The following is an 18,086-nucleotide window of genomic DNA, read 5'->3' as shown; positions in this document are numbered from 1 at the left end:
TCAAAAATAATATACAAATGAACGCACACGAAATAGATTACGAGATTTTTGGAGAAGAAATGCAATACGTTGAAATAGAGCTTGATCCTCAAGAGGCAGTTGTTGCCGAAGCTGGTAGCTTTATGATGATGGATACCGATATTAAAATGAATACTATTTTCGGTGATGGAAGTAATCAAGATAATAGCGTTTTAGGTAAAATTTTTTCTGCAGGTAAACGTATGCTTACTGGCGAGAGTTTGTTCATGACTGCATTTTTAAACATAGGTCAGGGTAAAAAGAAAGTGAGTTTTGCTTCTCCTTATCCAGGTAAAATTCTACCAATTGACCTTTCTGAAATGGGCGGTCGTTTTATCTGCCAGAAAGATGCCTTTTTATGTGCAGCACAAGGAGTATCCGTTGGTATTGAGTTTTCTAAAAAACTTGGTCGCGGACTATTTGGTGGCGAAGGTTTTATCATGCAAAAATTAGAAGGTGATGGCATGACTTTTATTCATGCAGGTGGTACACTGGCAAAAAAGACATTGGCACCCGGAGAAGTCTTAAAAGTAGATACGGGCTGTATAGTAGGTTTTACAAAAGAAGTAGATTACGATATTGAATTCGTTGGCGGAATTAGAAATACTGTCTTCGGCGGAGAAGGATTGTTCTTTGCAACCCTACGCGGACCAGGTACCGTATATATTCAATCACTACCATTCAGTCGTCTTGCAGGTAGAGTACTAGCTTCAATACCAAGAGGTGGAAAAGATAAAGGAGAAGGTAGTATTCTAGGTACACTTGGTGATATTGTTGGTGGGGATAATAGATTTTAATTATTACTATTGTTTGTTCTTATTAATACGTTTGGGAAATGGAAAAGAACAATAACAAATCTTGCCTATAACGTTGGTTTTAATAATTTGTATTGGTTTAAAAGGGTCTTTTTATAGGATGTATTATTCGGTTCATTGTAAGGAATAAACAACCAATACAAATTATTAAAACTATTGTTTAAAGAATGCTATTAATTATATTATCATACGCTATTGATTTACAGTCTACACATAATAATTAGCTAACAAAACTTGGATTATCACTTATGGTACAGTTACATTAAGTTTTGGGAAGGTACTTTACTAAATTCGTTATGAAAGCGAAAATTCAAATTTAGAACTGTTTTTTGCTAATTCTAATTTCATTTGGAGTGCAAATGGACCAATTTTTCTAAAAACCAAGTGAAAAATGGAGGAAACTCAAATCTTATATTCCATTTACTCAAAAAATCGCTTTAAGCTATTATTTCTACTGTCGCTTGTTTTAAACGTTACTTTTCACTGTGTTTATTCCCAACAGGTTTCTGAAATTGGATTGCCATATATTCAAAACTATTCTTCAGATCAATACAAAGGTGCATCGCAGAACTGGGACATTCTTCAAAGTAAAGAGGGAATAATCTATATCGGCAATAACGAAGGTATTCTAGAATATGACGGTACCTCTTGGAGAACTATTCAATTACCCAATTTTGGAGTCGCAAGAGCGATGGCTATAGATGAGAACAATAGAATATATGTGGGAGGGTACAATGAATTAGGATATTTAGAACCTGACAATTCAGGCTTGTTAAAATTCACTTCTTTAAAGGAAGATTTAGAGGATAAGAATTTTCAGCAAATAGAAGATATTAGCGCGCATAATAACATTGTCTACTTCAGATCCGAAAAAAAAATATTTGAATGGAAAAACAATGCCTTTTTAATTCACGACGCTCCTTCAGGATTTAATTTATGTAAAAAAATAGGCGAGAATGTTTTTGTTGTAAAAAACAAAGTAGAGCTTATAAAAATAAGTGCAAATGATTCTCAAGAGATATTCAATGCTTCAACCGCAGGGATTAAGGCAATTACGGATGTTGCCTTGTACAAAAATAATGAGCTGTTGCTCTTAACTTATGGGCAAGGACTTTTTGTGACAAATAAAGGAAAAATAGAACCCTTAAATCTTAATACCTCAATATTTTTAGAAAAATGGTTAGCCCGTAGAATACTTAAACTCAGGAATGGAAATTATGTTATTGGGACTATAAAAAATGGAATCATAACCATTGATCAAGACGGAAATATAGTACAGGCGGTGAATAAGGATCTTGGGTTACAAGACAATGCAATTTTTCGTTTATTTGAAGACCAACAAAAAGGTGTTTGGGCTGCGACTAATAAAGGTGTTTCCCGTATTGAACTTCAATCTCCGTATTCAATTTTTGATGACAGAAAAGGTATCGAAGGATATGTAAATGGCATTATTTTATACAACGGTAAAATATATGCCGCTAACTACAATGGAGTTTTAAGACTAGAGGAGGACAGTATTGAAGGTCATAAATTGTTTAAAAACGTAGGACCATCGGTTTCCTCCACCAAAATTTCCTCAAAGCAGGCTATTGAATTCCTCATATCAAAGGACACCTTGTTCGCTGGTACCAGAGCTGGATTATTCGTTTTTGTAAACCATAAACTTGTTCAACAAATTGATTTACAAAGCGGTGCGCTATTTCGGTCAAAGAAAAATCCAAAACGTATTTATGTAGGCTTAATTGACGGTTTAGCGTCAATTATTTACAAGAATGGGAAATGGCAAAACGATGGAAAAATCAATGGAATTGTAGATGATATAAGAGAAATTGTTGAAGATAGCGATGGAAATCTATGGTTAGAATCTCAAAATGACGGTGTCTGGAAGGTGACTACTAATTTAGGCAAGCAGCAACCTGTTGTAAAACATTTTAAAGCAAACGAGGAACTACCCGAAGGTATCTTGTTTCTTAGATTCATAAAGGATAAGGTACTCTTCAATATAGACCATGATGTGTATAGTTATAATAAACAAAACGATAGCATTATCCGAGATTCCAGTATTAACGAACTTTTAAAACTACCAGGAGAAATCTCATTAAAAAGAGAAGACAAAAAGGGAAATTTATGGATGTTCGCCCAAATAAAGAAAGATGATAAAAGAAGATCAAGAATAAAGGCGATAAAAACAAAGGATGGTAATTATATGATACAAAAAAATTTTGATGAAAGAATTACTCAAGATGTTGGAGTCGCTCATTTTCCCGAAGATAATAATGTCGTCTGGTATGGAGGAAGCGGAGGTATTATCAGACATGATTTAGATGTTGGTACAGAAAGTTCTAAAAACTTCAAAACCCTTATTAGAAAAGTAACATTTTTAAAAGATTCTTTATTATATGGAGGAGCTAGAACAGAAGTAAAACCTCCTTCCCTTAAATTCAAAGAAAACGCACTTAGATTTGAGTATTCCAGTACTAGTTTTGATGACGAGTCTAAAAACCAATTCCAATATATACTAGAAGGTTTTGATGAAGATTGGTCAGAATGGACGTCGGAAACCAAAAAAGATTATACTAATATTTCTGAAGGAGACTATAGCTTTAAGGTTCGTTCGAAGAATGTCTTTAATCATATAAGTACTGAAGATAATTATTCTTTTGCTGTTTTACCCCCCTGGTATAGAACATGGTGGGCTTATGTAGTTTATGTTTTAGGAACAATTGGCATTGTTGGGCTATACTCTAAATGGAGATCTAATGAATTACAGAAAAAAAATATAAGATTAGAAAACACCATTAATAAACGCACTCAAGAAATACGACAAAAAAATGAACTTTTAAGCCATCAAACAGAACAACTCGAATTATTGAACGAGGCAAAAACAAAGCTATATTCAAATATCACCCATGAATTTCGAACACCGCTGACAGTTATTCTCGGTATGGCTGACACTTTAAAATCCAAAGTTAAAGAAGAGAGTTTTGAAGGGGCTGAAAATTCTTTGGAAATGATTCGCAGAAATGGTAAAAACTTGTTACAATTGGTCAATGAAATGCTTGATTTGGCAAAAGTAGAAAGTGGTTCTATGGAGTTGAATCTGGTACAGACCGATGCCATTCCGTTTGTGAAATATTTGAGTGAAAGTTTTCATTCCTTGGCGCAGTCTAAAAATATCAACCTCACCATTTACTCAGAAATTGATTCTTTGGAGATGGATATTGATGTAAACAAAGTAGCCTCCATTATTTCTAATTTACTTTCAAATGCAATAAAATTTACCCCAGCACATGGTAAAATTATTGTTCACCTTAACAAAATCAAAAGTAAAGAGATTGAGTTTTTTCAATTAAAAGTACAGGACAACGGTTTAGGGTTGGCAGAAGATGACATCGCGCATTTATTTGACCGTTTCTATCAGGTTGAAAATGAATCTTCACGCAAGCAACAGGGTACAGGTATAGGTCTTTCTTTAGCTAATGAATTTGTGGAATTAATGAAAGGAACCATAGCGGTAGAGAGCACCATTGGTAAGGGGAGTACCTTTATCGTACAATTACCTGTAACGAATAAAGCGATTAAAACAGCTGACGCTAAAATAACTGTTGAACCGTCACTTAACAAAACTACTTTAATTGCCAAAACGATTCCGTCTTTTTTAGATGAGACCTCTACATTACCCTTGGCATTAATCATTGAAGATAATGACGATGTGGCCCACTATTTAAAAACATGTTTAAAAGGAAAATACCAAACCTTGCATGCCAATAATGGTAATATTGGTATAGAAATGGCCTACGAAAAAATACCTGATATCATTATAAGTGATGTAATGATGCCTGGCAAGGATGGTTATGAAGTTTGTGCAACCTTAAAGACAGATGAACGTACAGATCATATTCCTATAATACTTTTAACCGCAAAGGTTACTACAGCAGATCGACTTACTGGGCTAACCCATGGTGCCGATGCCTATTTGGGAAAGCCTTTTATAAAAGAGGAACTATTTACACGTTTGGATCAATTAATTTTGGTACGCAAAAAATTGATTGGTAAATTAGAAAAACATGGATTTGCAGCTCTAGTCAAGAATAAAATAGAAAATCCTCAAACCAAATTTTTACAACACGTAATAAAAGTCATTCATGATAATTTGGATGATGCTGATTTTGGAACATCTCAATTAGCTAAAGAAATTCATTTAAGTGAGTCTCAAATCTACAGAAAATTAAAAGCAATTACCGATAAATCTACAGCAGTTTTTATTCGATCTATTCGACTACAAAAAGCTAAAGAATTAATTGAAACCACTAATAAAACAATCTCCGAAATTGCCTATGAGGTTGGTTTTAACGACCCTTCTTGGTTCAGTAGAGCTTTTAAAGACGAATTTGGAATTTCTCCAAGTAGTATTCATAAATAATTGATATTCAGTTATTTGATATTTTATTATTGCATAAAATGCAATAATAGTGCTTGCTTTTTTTTGTCAATGAACCAATACTACTACTATTTGAATTAATTGTACAAGTCCTTTTTATTAATGCACAATATCATTGTATCATAATAATTAAAACAAACATTATGAAAACTACAATGAAACTTTTTACCTACGTATTAATCATTTTATCATTAACAATTACCTCTTGTGCTAAAGACGGTGAAGATGGAGCTGTTGGTCCCGCTGGTACTCAAGGTGAAACTGGTTCAGATGGTCTCGACGGAGTTGATGGTGCTGATGGTGCTGACGGAGTTGATGGATCAGATGGAGTCGATGGTATAGATGGCGAAGATGGTAATGCAGATGTTCAACTATTAGAATATGGGTCAGAAACCATTACTACGGGTAGTGTTACCTACCCAATGGACGGTGTATCACTAAATGAATTAAACGAGAGTTTAGTTTTAGGGTTTTATGCTGAGATTTTTCAAACACCCAACGCTGGAAATTCTTTTGTAACTAAAAAAAGGTGGGTACCCGTTCCTGGAATAGGTGAACCTACTTTATTTGAAACAAGGGTAATTATAGAGGGAAGCACTGCTGTTCTGTCTGGTGGTCCAAGTTCTGATTATATTGTAAATCTATATGATTTAGGAACTCTAGATCCATATTTGACAGAAGTAACTTTTGAAGAATTCAAAATATTTGTAATTCCGGCTTCCTCTATTTCTTCTCCATCTTCTCCTGTAAATTCTGCTAAAAACAGCAATGACTTTAGTGAAATGTCACATGATGAATTGATTACTCATTTTGATTTAGAAAAATAAAAAAGGAATTGTTAGCATAAAATACTACTCAGGTAGTGCTGTAAAATCTTTCAGGGTAGTATTATAAATGTCTAATGAAAATAATTTCCCAAACTCTTACCGATTTATTATAAAATCAAAAACAAATACGATGAAAACAAATAAAATGTATTTGGTGCTTTTTTCATTTATCACATTATCCTCAACATTCATTAATTGTAGAAATGATGATGATAAAGTAATCTTAGAAGAAGGCGAAACACCTAATCAACAAGATAAAACAGTCAATCAAGCTCCAGATGACTTTGAGCTTATAGCTGTTATAGATGGCGCAACAGACGTAGATGTAATGCCGAATTTTTTATGGAATGCAGCTGTGGATCCTGATGGAGATTCTATATCCTATGAATTGTTTGTGGATGAAAATAGCAACCCCACTACTAGCTTGGCAAATACTATAAACGAAACCAATTTTACCCTAGAAGAAAGATTACCATTAAACCAAGACTTGTTCTGGAAAGTTGTAGCGATTGATTCAGAAGGAAATACAACATCTAGTGAGACTTTCAGTTTTACGACAAGAAATCTGCACATCCCTGAAACTCCAGTAACAGCAAGTGCAGCTTTCTCAGAGAGAAGAGATCATACCTCGGTCGTTTTTGATAATAAAATGTGGGTTATTGGTGGCTATGATGGTTTCTCACATTTAAATGATATCTGGCAAAGTACAGATGGTGAAACGTGGACTCAAGTTACTGCAGAGGCACCTTTTCATAAAAGAAGATTTCATTCTACCGTTGTCTTTGATAATAAAATATGGGTAATGGGCGGTCATAATGGCTCAGATATATTAACTGATATTTGGCAGAGTAGTGATGGCGAAAATTGGACATTGGTTACCGGAGCACTTCCATTTAATATAAGTTATGACCAATCAGTAATAGCTTTTCAAAATAAATTATGGGTCATAGGAAGTGGATCTGGTCCAGCCAAATCAATGAATACTATTTGGCAAAGTTCTGATGGTGAAACATGGACTAGTGTCGATTCTCAAATAACTTTTACTGATAGGTTTGGCTTTGCGACCCTAGTCTTCGATAATAAAATATGGATTTTAGGAGGAAATGGAGCGGGAGCAGAGAATTTCAATACACCCTTAAACGATACCTGGCAAAGTAGTGATGGTAAAATATGGAACCAGGTTAATGCAAACACACTTTTCTCAGGAAGAAAAGGTCATACTTCTGTAGTTTTTGACGATAAAATGTGGATCATAGGTGGGTTTGATGGCTCATCTCGAGTTAATGATATATGGCAAAGTGCTGATGGTGAAACTTGGACACAAGTAATTAAAGAAGGTCCGTATACCGGGAGATTAGAGTATACCCCTATCTCATTTAATAATAAAATATGGATAATTGGTGGGTCAACTGGATCTGCTCTTTTAAATGATGTCTGGTCTATGGATTAGAATAGCCCATTAATTAGAATCTTATGAAAAATAATAGAATAGAATCAATTGACTTATTAAGAGGCATTGTTATGGTGTTAATGGCATTGGATCATACAAGAGCATTTCTACATTACGATTCTTATTTTTTCAGTCCTACAGATATATCGCAGACTACCGTTCCATTATTCATTACCCGTTTTATCACTCATTTTTGTGCACCAGTATTTGTTTTTTTAGCGGGTACTTCTGCATATTTGAGTGGAAGAAGAAAAAATAAGAAAGAACTGAGTACTTGGCTGATTAAACGTGGCGTTTGGCTTGTTATTTTAGAATTAACAATTGTACAATTCGTCTGGCAGTTTCAATTAGATTATGCTATGAATGTACTTCAAGTAATTTGGGTGCTTGGGGTATCTATGATATTTTTAGCAGCATTTATTTATGTCCCAAAAAGGCTGATGATTATAGTTAGTTTAATAGTGATATTCGGACATAATGCATTGGATGGATTTGAACCTGAAACTTGGAATGGACTATGGACTATTCTTCACTTACAAGCCCCGATAGTTACCAAATACTTCGCGATAATGGTTTTCTACCCTCTTGTACCTTGGGTTTTTGTAATGCCCCTTGGTTATCATTTTGGAGTATTATATACCCAAGATTTTGACCCGAGAGTTAGAAAGAAATATTTGATTTACTTGGGTTTAACAGCAATAGGTTTATTCTTTATTATTAGAGCATTAAACTTTTATGGTGACCCGAATAGTTGGTCAAATTTTGAATTGTTGACTTCTACGATTTTGTCATTCATGAATGTTTCTAAATATCCGCCATCGTTGTTATATTTACTGATAACATTAGGTCCTTCTATACTTTTACTAGCCTTTGTCGAGAATTGGAAAGGTCGTATTCACCATGCTATTGTTATCATTGGTCGTGTGCCATTGTTTTTTTACGTCGTTCACCTGTTTGTCATTCACTTAGTTGCTTTAATCATAGCAACAATAATGGGGTTTTCACCAAGATTGATGGTTATTGAATTATTTATAAGCTTAACAAAAAGCCTTCAAGGTTTTGGGTTTAATCTGGTAGTGGTATACATTTTAGCGATAGCTATAACACTAACACTTTACCCTTTATGTATATGGTTTTGGAAATATAAGAATAACAACCGCGATAAATGGTGGCTAAGCTATTTGTAATGATAGGTTATTTCCCTGAAACCTTTATTTACATGAATTTTTACGGAAATATACTCTGTAACACTAGAATGTTGTTGAATTATAGTAATTCATTAATACTGCTAGAAAATGAATAAATAGTGAAAGAAATCTGGTTGACAATATTTTAAAATTGTACAGAGCTATGCTAACATTATACAACTTCCGTCAACTTGTTTAGCAAACAGTTTTCTCTATTCGAATTGCAATAGGCAACCAATGTTGTCAATATAAATAAACCATTTAAAATACTATCTTATGGAAATAAATGAAGAAAAATTACATGCTTTACTAGGTAAAGTAGTAACTGAAATGGGTGCTGCAGCTAACGGTCCATTAATTACAATTGGAGACAAGCTAGGTCTTTTTACTACGCTATCAGAATCAGACCCTTTATCATCTAATGAATTAGCTGCCAAAACCAATACCGCTGAAAGGTATGTGAGAGAATGGTTATCGGCACAAGCGGCATCTGGCTATGTACAATATCATGCCAATACACAAACATTTTCTATGACGCCAGAGCAAACTATGGTTTTTGGAAACAGAAAAAGTCCTGTTTTTATGACAGGAGCTTTTTATGCCATTGCTTCAGTATACCACGATGAGCCAAAAATAGAAGAAGCTTTTAAAACAGGGGAGGGAGTTTCTTGGGGAGACCATAACAATTGCCTATTCTGCGGAACAGAAAAATTTTTCAGTCCTTCCTACGAAGGAAACCTAATTTCTAGTTGGCTCCCAGCTATGGAAGGACTTGTCAAAAAATTAGACAAAGGGGCCAAAGTAGCTGATATTGGATGCGGACATGCAGCTTCTACCATAATAATGGCAAAAGCATTTCCTAATTCTTCTTTTATTGGATTTGATTTTCATGCAGCATCCATCGAACAAGCAAAAGAAAGAGCTAAGGAGGCTGGTTTATCTAATATATCTTTTGAAGTGGCAACAGCTAAAGATTTTCCAGGTAACGATTATGATTTTATCGCGTATTTTGATTGCTTACATGATATGGGAGATCCTGTTGGTGCATGTGCACACACCAAGGCAGCCTTAAAACCTGATGGTACTTGTATGATTGTAGAGCCTTTTGCAAAAGATTCCTTAGAAGAAAACTTGAATCCTGTAGGTAGAGCCTTTTACGCTTTCTCAACAATGCTTTGCACACCGTGTTCACTAAATCAAGAAGTAGGATTGGCATTAGGCGCACAAGCCGGAGAAAAGAGACTGAAAGAAGTCATCACCAAAGGTGGTTTTTCTAGATTCAAGAGCGCTGTGGAAACGCCTTTTAATTTGATTTTAGAAGCTAGACCTTAAATAATGACGGTAAAAAAGTTCGGGTTTTAGTGTCTTTTTCTATTTGTAGACTTCAACGATAAAAAGTAAAGTATTGAACAAGAAACAAATACAGAATCATAGAACATTTTTTTGAATTTAAAGGAGAACATGGGTTTTTACTGAACCTTTGAAGGAACAAAGAAGTTTTAAAGCTATTTTGATTTCTATTTGCTAATTTGGCGTAAAACAGGGATGATTTTAAATCTCTCTTGTGTTAATCCTGTCAATATAGTTAATAATCAAATTGATAATGAACTTCAAAAACCAAATAGAATTCCTCAAAGAATTGCAGAAAAACAATTCAAAGGAATGGATGGATGCCAATAGAAAATGGTATAAACAAGTACGCGATGAATATATCTTTTGGCTTAATAGTATGAATATTAGATTGTCTGCTATTGATGACGAATACTATGATACTCCCGGTAAAAAAGGAATTAACCGTATTAATAATAATCTGATGTTTCACCCGAATAAACCGGTGTACAAAGACCATTTCGGTGCAGGATTTGACAAGAAGCCAAAGACTGCAGATTTTTATTTTGAACTAGGAATAGAACGTTGCATTTTCGCAGGCGGATTATGGCGACCTGAGTCAAAAGTATTACGAAGTGTTCGTGATGCTATTGATTACGACGGTGAGGACTTTGTCAAAATATTGAACAAAAAATCTTTTAAAACACGATTTGGCGGACTTTTCGAAGATGCGAAACTTACAAACGCACCTAAAGGCTTTGCAAAAGACCATAAGTATATAGAATTACTCAAAAACAAAACCTTTGCAGTTTTTCATGAGTTTGATACTAAGGAAACTATCAAGAGCAATTTTGACGACGAGTTAGTTAGTGCCTACAAAGAAATGCTTCCTTTTAGGCGTTATTTGAATAAGGCGATTACGGTTTAATTATTTCGCATCTGCAGCAGGTATCCACCTAGTTTTTAAATCTGGCTGAGTCATCAAACTATCCAAAGGAAACATTGGTCTTTTAATTCTTTTGTACCCTAATCTATTTAAATCTTGGTCAACTCCTCCAGGGGTAAGCGCCATAGTCCAATCGCCACGCATTTCGTATAATTCAGGGACTAAATATCCTATTTTAACGACGACAACATCAGAATTTTTAGGGTTTAATCCTAAGTTTGTAAAATCACTTAAATGATGGTATGGCTTACGTTTTTTGGTGACAATCACATCAATATTTCCAACCTTAACGACTACTTCAACTTCGGCATTGGTATCACCTTCTTTAATGGCAGTAATAGTTCCGTCTAACAAAAGAGGACCGGCAAATCTATAATCTACTGCAGCACCAGCTTCCGCCTTAATTTTTCCACCAACACCTATTTCCATTGCTTTTTCAACAAATTCCGGTCCAGGTATAGATGCATAGATTAGAGATTTGCCTTTTGTTGATTTAAATTCAGGTCTTGCCAATAGCTCTTTCAATGTCCAAGTAACATCACCAGCACCACCAGCCGTTGGGTTGTCGCCCATATCACTAATCATATATGGTTTTTTGTCACTTGCCAATGCGAGTTTTAAGCTTTCATCTAAGGTAGTTGTAGGTGCTACAAATTCAAATTCATTACGAACATCCCAAAAGCTTTGAGCTAACTTTTCGGCACCTTTTTCAACTTTTTCTTTATCATCACCGGTTACCATTACAACTGCATGATTACGTGGTTCGTCTGCCCAAGCATACCCAATCCAAATGGCGGCATCAATAACTCCGTCTTGCTTCGTAATCTCTGGTATTTTGGCATATAAACTTTTGCCTGGCTCAATACGTGTGCTTGTCTTTTCTCCTGGTAATAGAATTGGAACAGGAACCCACGCTTTGTAGGCTGGTTTTCCTTTACCACTTTCTAATCGGTCAATTAAATTGGTTACCGCTCTCTTTTTAGATTCAATAGCATCTTCATGAGGAGCCATACGATAGCAAGTAATTAAATCTGTATGCTTCGCTAATCTTTCAGATACATTTCCATGTAAGTCCATAGAGGTGGATATGAGTACATCATCACCTATAACAGCACGTATACGTTGTATTAAATCGCCTTCTGGGTCATCTAACCCCACAACACTCATTGCGCCGTGAATATCAAAGAAGAGTCCATCATATGGCATGTTTTCCTTTAGCATATCCAAACTTTTAGTAACTAAAGATTCGTAAGCTTCGCGGGTTACAGTTCCGCCAGGTAAAGACTTGCCAACTAGCGTAGGCACCCATTCGGCTCTATTTCTGTTTAGGGAATCTATTTGTAAAAATGGATATCTAGAGAAAACCGAATCTCCCACTTTTGCGTGAAAAGCTTCTTCAGTAGTAAGGGCAGGTGAGAAGGTGCTACTTTCAATACCTAAACCTGCAATAGCAATTCTTGGTAGTTTTTTATTTTCTTCTGATGTCTTATCATCTTTACAAGAGGTTGTACATATTAAAAGTAAGAAGGCGAAGAGGTAGAGTGGTTTCAAGGTTGTCGAAGTTTAGAGTTTGTATTGAAAAGATAACTAAAAAGAGTTTTATAGAACAAGAGTTTTTGCTGGATAACAGATTTAAAGCTATTACCGTAGAAGAATAGCGGACATAAGCAATTAGGTTATGAATTAGGCGGTACTAGTTATATCTTTATAATCGAATTATAAATTCAAATCAATTGAAAAACGGAAGCATAAAAGACGTAGAAAAAAAACTACTTTCTGATAATTGGTATACGCTAAATAAATATACGTTCAGCTATCAAAAACCTGATGGTACTTGGGAAAAACAAGAGCGTGAAGCTTATGATAGAGGTAATGGTGCAGCTATTTTATTGTATAACTCTAAAAAGAAGACTGTTGTACTTACCAGACAATTTAGAATGCCGACGTATGTGAATGGTAATGAAGACGGAATGATGATTGAGGTATGTGCCGGACTTTTAGATGGTGATAACCCGGCTGATTGTGTACGTAAAGAAACTGAAGAAGAAACAGGCTATAAAATAAGTAACGTACAAAAGGTATTTCAAACCTACATGTCGCCCGGTTCGGTGACCGAGATAGTGTATCTTTTTGTGGGGGAGTATGATGAAAGTATGAAAGTCAGTGATGGTGGTGGTGCAGACGATGAAACCGAGAATATTGAGGTTTTGGAGCTAGATTTTAATGAAGCTATGAAGATGGTGGCTAGTGGAGAAATTAAAGATGCAAAAACCATTATGCTGCTACAGCATGCAAAGTTGAATTCGTTAGTTTAAAGCTTGATAACCGACTCTTCTAATATGGATAAAGTCTTTAAAGTCGGATTTGGCGGTGGATGTCATTGGTGTACTGAAGCTGTGTTTATGGCGCTTAACGGTGTTGAGAAAGTAGAACAAGGCTTTATTGCTCCAAATGAAAATATAGCAGATTTTTCTGAGGCTGTAATTGTTCATTATAATGCTGCAGTTATAGCGTTGAAAGATTTAGTAGCTATCCACTTAGACACTCATAGAAGTACCAAAAATCATTCTATGCGGAATAAATACCGTTCAGGTATTTATTTTTTTAAACAGGCTGATGAGCTTGTATTAAAGGCTATTATGACAGAATTACAACAAGATTTTGAGACTCCGCTAATAACAGCCATTTTTCCATTTGGGGCATTTAAATCATCTGAAGAACGTTTCCATAATTACTATTTTAACGATACGGAGAAACCTTTTTGTAGAACACATATTTCCCCTAAAATTAAAATGTTAAAAGAGAAATATGCCAAACATGTGTCAGCGATAGTTCAATAACTAATAGGTATCTCTAAGCGTTTGAAGCATTTGTTCAAGTCTATTTCGTTCTTCTGATGTAGATTGTTTAAAGTGATTGTTCATAAAGCTGAAAATCAATACTTTTCCTGAGTTTGCGACCAAGTATCCGCTAAGGCAATAGTTATTACTTAGGCTTCCAGATTTAGCAAATACATAAGGTTCCTCATCTCCTGCATACCTATTTTTTAAGGTACCCGATAATCCCCCGGCAGGGAAAATAGAAAATAAACGTTCTTGAGGTACTAGTGTAAATAATTGGTCTAAAACCGAGACCATGTTTTGCGGAGTAAATAAATTGTATCGTGAGAGCCCTGATCCATCTACCCATCTAGGTTCTTGTTTTAAATTTTTCAATTCGTTTTCTAAAATATAATCCCTAGTTAGTTTCCCATTTAAGGTATCTGTTAGAACTCCGGCTGAGACCAGTAAAAGCTGTTCGGCAATAAAATTATCACTCTCGTGCATCATGCGAATGTAAAGTGAATCGGCATACGGGCCATATAGCGTTTGTTTTTCTCCCGTTGGCATAGTGGAAACATTACCAATTTTTTTAGAAAGCAAATTCTCTAAAATTGATTGTGTAATCTGATTGCTCGTGATAAACGGAGTTTCTAACGTATCCTTTTTTGTTGGTGGATAATAAAACGTATTAGAAGTTTCATTTCTATGGTTCAAATGCGTCAATTCTAAAACGCTATCCTTGAAATAAGAAGGAGAAACCATAAGTTCCGGACTCTTATACGTCATCACTACATTACCGTTTATAGGTAGGGCACTTTTCTCGGCAGAATAATACCACTGGTAATCGTCCCAAGCCCAACCTGGTCCGTATTTTTTATCTTGAAAGTTGTTCGATACAAAAACTAGATTGCTATGATTTTGAAGAAATTTTAAAGCCGTTGAGTCTTTTATATATCCATGCAAAAACGAAGGATCACCGGTACCTTCAAAATATAGAGTATCATTTACTTCTACATATTTTAAAGCAGGTATCTGAGCAGGTAAGGTTTTAAGCGCTGCAAAAAGTGTGAAAATTTTGGTGTTACTAGCAGGTGTAAAATACTTATGGCTGTTATTGGTATATATGGTGTCTTTCGTTTCAGCATCAATAACCAAAACACCCGTAAACTGATTTTGATAAAATGCAGATGATAACTGTCTTTCAAAAGATTTTGAAATCAATGACTTCTTTGAACTACAGGCAGATAGCAACAAAATGGTGACTGTTAAAAAAAGAAAATTCTTCATGAATTCGAAATTACAAAATTGGATACTTATCAATGCGATAAAACTTTAACATGTAAGTAATTACTTTAACTTTTTGTATACAATATTACCACTGCATTTCTGTTTACCTTTATACAACAACAAACCTATTAATCTAACACTAAATGTCTAAGTCAATGCTAGAGTATAGTAAAACAGTACTTAAAAAGGTTAGTTTTGATACCTTGCTATTCTGCAAAGAATTAAAGAAAGCCTTAACGACGTTACTGCCTGAAGAGGTAGAAGAATTAAAAATCTGGATAGAAAGTTTTATAACAGATAAGCCAGAATTACAACAAAGTTTAATTTATTTAAAAGCATAATAGAGAGCCACGTAAAGTGGCTCTTTTTTTTTACGCAACCTATAGCTTTATTTACATCTTACATTAAAAGACACTATGGCTATTAAATTTACAGTTGCGATATTTTTGTTATTCTTAATGCAATGTCAAAATGATGACATGCCATTTGATGACACACCTGTTGACGATACTAGCCTGGTAGGTGAGTGGTTGTTGGTAGAATCATATGTTAGTCCCGGTGGTGCCACAGATTGGAAAGACGTTGAAGAAGGCTATCGCTATTTTTTCGATGAATTGGGTAATTATGAAAGAACCGATTTCAATAGAAGTCTACTGGATAACGGATTGTACGAAATTAAAGAAGATGAGCTTTATTTATACTTTATAACAGAAAGCAAGAAAGATACTTTAGGGTATAGCGCTGATTTTAATGAAAATAAAACAAGATTAACGTTATCACCATCGTACCCTGCTATATGTATAGAGGGGTGTATGTATCGTTTTAAAAAACAATAGGCATTACTTATGTAGCGGACTTATAATCTTTACATCTTGAAAAGCGATTGCACCACGAACAATACCTGTAATAACATCTCTTAAAGCTTCTGTAATCTGTACTTTTAGTTCTTTTTTGTGGTAGATAAGACTTACTTCACGTGCAGGCGAAGGTTCTTTAAAGTACTTCAAGTTTTTCTTTTTTACATCGTCAAGTTCCAACGTATTTAAATAGGGTAGAAGCGTCATGCCTAAGCCTTCGTTAGAAAGATTGATAAGGGTTTCAAAACTTCCACTTTGTAAGCTAAAATGGTCACCCCCAATTTTAGGTGTTTTACAAAGATTTAGAACACCTTCTCTAAAACAGTGTCCGTCTTGAAGTAGTAATATATCCTCAATATCTAAATCATCGGGCGTAATCTGGGTACTATTTCCTAAACGATGATCTTGAGGTACATACCCAACAAATGGTTCGTAATACAAAGGTCTTTCGGTTATAAAATCAACCTCTAACGGTGTTGCGGCAATAGCAGCGTCGATGTGACCGTCTTCAATATTCTTAATTAAACTCTCAGTATTTTGTTCTTTAATAATCAGATTTACCTTCGGATATTTCTGTATAAAATTCTTCAAAAACATCGGTAACAAAGTAGGCATTATGGTAGGGATAATACCCAATACATAATCCCCACCTATATATCCTTTTTCTTGCTCTACGATATCTTTAATACGTGCCGCCTCATTTACAATATTTTTTGCTTGAGCCACAATTTTTTTACCGACTTCGGTAATAGTAATTGGTTTTTTGCTACGATCAAAAAGAAGTATATCTAATTCATCTTCAAGCTTTTGAACTTGCATGCTTAACGTTGGCTGCGTTACGAAACTCTTCTCGGCAGCGAGTGTAAAATTTTTGTATTCAGCAACAGCAAGTACGTATTGTAATTGGGTAATGGTCATGTATATAGTATAAGGCTATAAAATTACTAAAAACCATTATTATAACCTATTGACAATACTGATAGAGAAGTTAATTAACCTCTAAAATCGAAGGGTCAATTGCATATCTTCTTTTTCGATAGTGAATTTTGCATCACTAAAGGTTGGCGGACCCATTGGTAAAGATTCACCGCTCATGGCATAATCTTCGGTAGGCATGCCATTGGTGGCAAAATCCATACGGTTATTATCGTTTGCATCATGTAGAACAGAAAACGCATAATCACCAGGTTCTATGTTCTCAAAGGTTAAAATTAATTCGCCAGCTTCTGCTTTATCATGGCTAGTTTCAAGTCCTTCAGCTTTCATAAAAGTGTCTTCGTTATGTAATGCACTTAATACGTGCCCTTCATTGTTCAGAACGTTTTCTATTACAACAGTTAGTGTAATGCCTTCTTTTTCTTGAGCGTTCATAGTAAATGACATTGCAAATACAGTAATAGTAAATAGTAACTTTTTCATTTTATAAGGTTTTAAAGATTAATTGATACTTCAAAGATGTCTTATGAATATGCTTTTGGAAAAAGGAACTAACTCAATTGTAGAAATGTATTACTGAATTGTAAAAGATCAATGATAGTGTAGTAAAGTTTATAGTTTTAGAGGTATACAGGGATGTTATCTTCTTTTGGTAATGAAATAATCGAGACCGAATTTACCTGATCCGAATCCCATGAAGAAGAGACCTAAACAGAAAAAGGTAAATGTGGGCATAATACTCCAAGAATTATCCCAAGGTCTAAATAGTATGGTAGTAAACATAGTTACGGTAACAAAGAAGGCCGTTATTCTAGTATTTAATCCTAAGATCAGTAAAATACCACCTAGTGCTTCAGTAAACCCTACTGACCAAGCGAAGAGTTCGGGCATGTAAGAAAATGGTAGGCCGAATTGTTTCACTAAATCAACAAACCAATCCGATACCTCTAAAAATCCGAGTCCTGCTGATTTAGGAGTCCAAGGTGTTCCAAATTTATTAACGGCAAAAACAAAAGCAAGTAAGTATCCGGTAATTAATCTAGGTATTAGTACTAGGATATTCGGCATTAATGCATCTATCCTAAAAGGGATAATCAACTTTTTAAAAGGAAGAAGTTGGTGGTACATTGTTTTGATTTTTGGTTATTTAAACTTAAATAAAATGGTGGTT

16 protein-coding genes are annotated in these 18,086 nt (G+C 34.8%); 11 read left to right on the top strand and 5 right to left on the bottom strand.

Annotated elements, in window-relative coordinates:
• The first annotated feature begins 17 nt into the window (after window positions 1-17).
• The 7 genes from BUC31_RS13910 to BUC31_RS13880 all read left to right on the top strand — a co-directional run bounded on the left by BUC31_RS13910 (window position 18) and on the right by BUC31_RS13880 (window position 10,995).
• Window positions 18-815, top strand: coding sequence for a TIGR00266 family protein (locus tag BUC31_RS13910; RefSeq protein ID WP_073245163.1), 798 nt, complete (start codon window positions 18-20; stop codon window positions 813-815).
• A 409-nt stretch (window positions 816-1,224) separates the two neighbouring features.
• Window positions 1,225-5,256 (top strand): hybrid sensor histidine kinase/response regulator, encoded by a 4,032-nt coding sequence (locus tag BUC31_RS13905; protein WP_084135046.1) that lies wholly within the window; start codon window positions 1,225-1,227, stop codon window positions 5,254-5,256.
• Window positions 5,257-5,417: 161 nt separating this feature from the next.
• Window positions 5,418-6,101: a collagen-like protein gene (locus BUC31_RS20330; protein WP_073245158.1), complete on the top strand. Its 684-nt coding sequence runs from the start codon at window positions 5,418-5,420 to the stop codon at window positions 6,099-6,101.
• A gap of 130 nt (window positions 6,102-6,231) precedes the next feature.
• Window positions 6,232-7,551 carry a Kelch repeat-containing protein gene (locus BUC31_RS13895; protein WP_170861963.1) on the top strand — a complete coding sequence of 440 codons (1,320 nt, stop codon included), beginning with the start codon at window positions 6,232-6,234 and terminating at the stop codon, window positions 7,549-7,551.
• 23 nt (window positions 7,552-7,574) lie between these two features.
• A complete protein-coding gene (locus tag BUC31_RS13890; protein WP_073245152.1) occupies window positions 7,575-8,738 on the top strand; it encodes an acetyltransferase domain-containing protein in 1,164 nt (387 codons plus the stop codon).
• A gap of 276 nt (window positions 8,739-9,014) precedes the next feature.
• Window positions 9,015-10,070, top strand: coding sequence for a class I SAM-dependent methyltransferase (locus tag BUC31_RS13885; RefSeq protein WP_073245150.1), 1,056 nt, complete (start codon window positions 9,015-9,017; stop codon window positions 10,068-10,070).
• Window positions 10,071-10,341: 271 nt separating this feature from the next.
• Entirely contained in the window at window positions 10,342-10,995 is a 654-nt protein-coding gene (locus BUC31_RS13880) for a DUF2461 domain-containing protein (protein ID WP_073245147.1), read from the top strand.
• On the opposite strand, the gene BUC31_RS13875 is transcribed toward BUC31_RS13880, so the two are convergent.
• On the bottom strand, window positions 10,996-12,564 hold the full coding sequence (locus tag BUC31_RS13875) for a M81 family metallopeptidase (protein WP_073245144.1): 1,569 nt from the start codon (window positions 12,562-12,564) through the stop codon (window positions 10,996-10,998). It lies immediately after the preceding gene.
• Window positions 12,565-12,746: 182 nt separating this feature from the next.
• Here BUC31_RS13875 and nudK point away from each other — a divergent pair, with 182 nt between their 5' ends.
• Both nudK and BUC31_RS13865 read left to right on the top strand, forming a co-directional pair.
• Window positions 12,747-13,328 carry a GDP-mannose pyrophosphatase NudK gene (nudK, locus tag BUC31_RS13870; RefSeq protein WP_073245143.1) on the top strand — a complete coding sequence of 194 codons (582 nt, stop codon included), beginning with the start codon at window positions 12,747-12,749 and terminating at the stop codon, window positions 13,326-13,328.
• A gap of 24 nt (window positions 13,329-13,352) precedes the next feature.
• On the top strand, window positions 13,353-13,853 hold the full coding sequence (locus BUC31_RS13865) for a peptide-methionine (S)-S-oxide reductase (RefSeq protein ID WP_073245140.1): 501 nt from the start codon (window positions 13,353-13,355) through the stop codon (window positions 13,851-13,853).
• Here BUC31_RS13865 and BUC31_RS13860 read toward each other — a convergent pair whose 3' ends face one another.
• Window positions 13,854-15,122 carry a D-alanyl-D-alanine carboxypeptidase/D-alanyl-D-alanine-endopeptidase gene (locus BUC31_RS13860; RefSeq protein WP_073245137.1) on the bottom strand — a complete coding sequence of 423 codons (1,269 nt, stop codon included), beginning with the start codon at window positions 15,120-15,122 and terminating at the stop codon, window positions 13,854-13,856.
• 143 nt (window positions 15,123-15,265) lie between these two features.
• On the opposite strand from BUC31_RS13860, the gene BUC31_RS13855 reads away from it, so the two are divergent.
• Window positions 15,266-15,463 (top strand): hypothetical protein, encoded by a 198-nt coding sequence (locus BUC31_RS13855; protein WP_073245134.1) that lies wholly within the window; start codon window positions 15,266-15,268, stop codon window positions 15,461-15,463.
• A gap of 75 nt (window positions 15,464-15,538) precedes the next feature.
• Window positions 15,539-15,958, top strand: a complete 420-nt coding sequence (locus tag BUC31_RS13850) for a hypothetical protein (RefSeq protein WP_073245132.1) — start codon at window positions 15,539-15,541, stop codon at window positions 15,956-15,958.
• A 3-nt stretch (window positions 15,959-15,961) separates the two neighbouring features.
• Here the strand turns inward: BUC31_RS13850 and BUC31_RS13845 are convergent, their stop codons facing one another.
• The 3 genes from BUC31_RS13845 to BUC31_RS13835 form a co-directional block, all read right to left on the bottom strand.
• On the bottom strand, window positions 15,962-16,897 hold the full coding sequence (locus BUC31_RS13845) for a LysR substrate-binding domain-containing protein (RefSeq protein WP_073245128.1): 936 nt from the start codon (window positions 16,895-16,897) through the stop codon (window positions 15,962-15,964).
• Window positions 16,898-16,978: 81 nt separating this feature from the next.
• Window positions 16,979-17,398 (bottom strand): DUF2141 domain-containing protein, encoded by a 420-nt coding sequence (locus BUC31_RS13840; protein ID WP_073245125.1) that lies wholly within the window; start codon window positions 17,396-17,398, stop codon window positions 16,979-16,981.
• Between the two features lie 156 nt (window positions 17,399-17,554).
• Window positions 17,555-18,043, bottom strand: coding sequence for a DoxX family protein (locus BUC31_RS13835; protein ID WP_073245122.1), 489 nt, complete (start codon window positions 18,041-18,043; stop codon window positions 17,555-17,557).
• Window positions 18,044-18,086 lie beyond the last annotated feature (43 nt).

Origin of the sequence: Maribacter aquivivus (assembly GCF_900142175.1) — a bacterium.
In the GTDB taxonomy this organism is placed as follows: Bacteria; Bacteroidota; Bacteroidia; order Flavobacteriales; family Flavobacteriaceae; genus Maribacter; species Maribacter aquivivus.
This window is presented reverse-complemented; position numbering and strand designations above follow the sequence as displayed.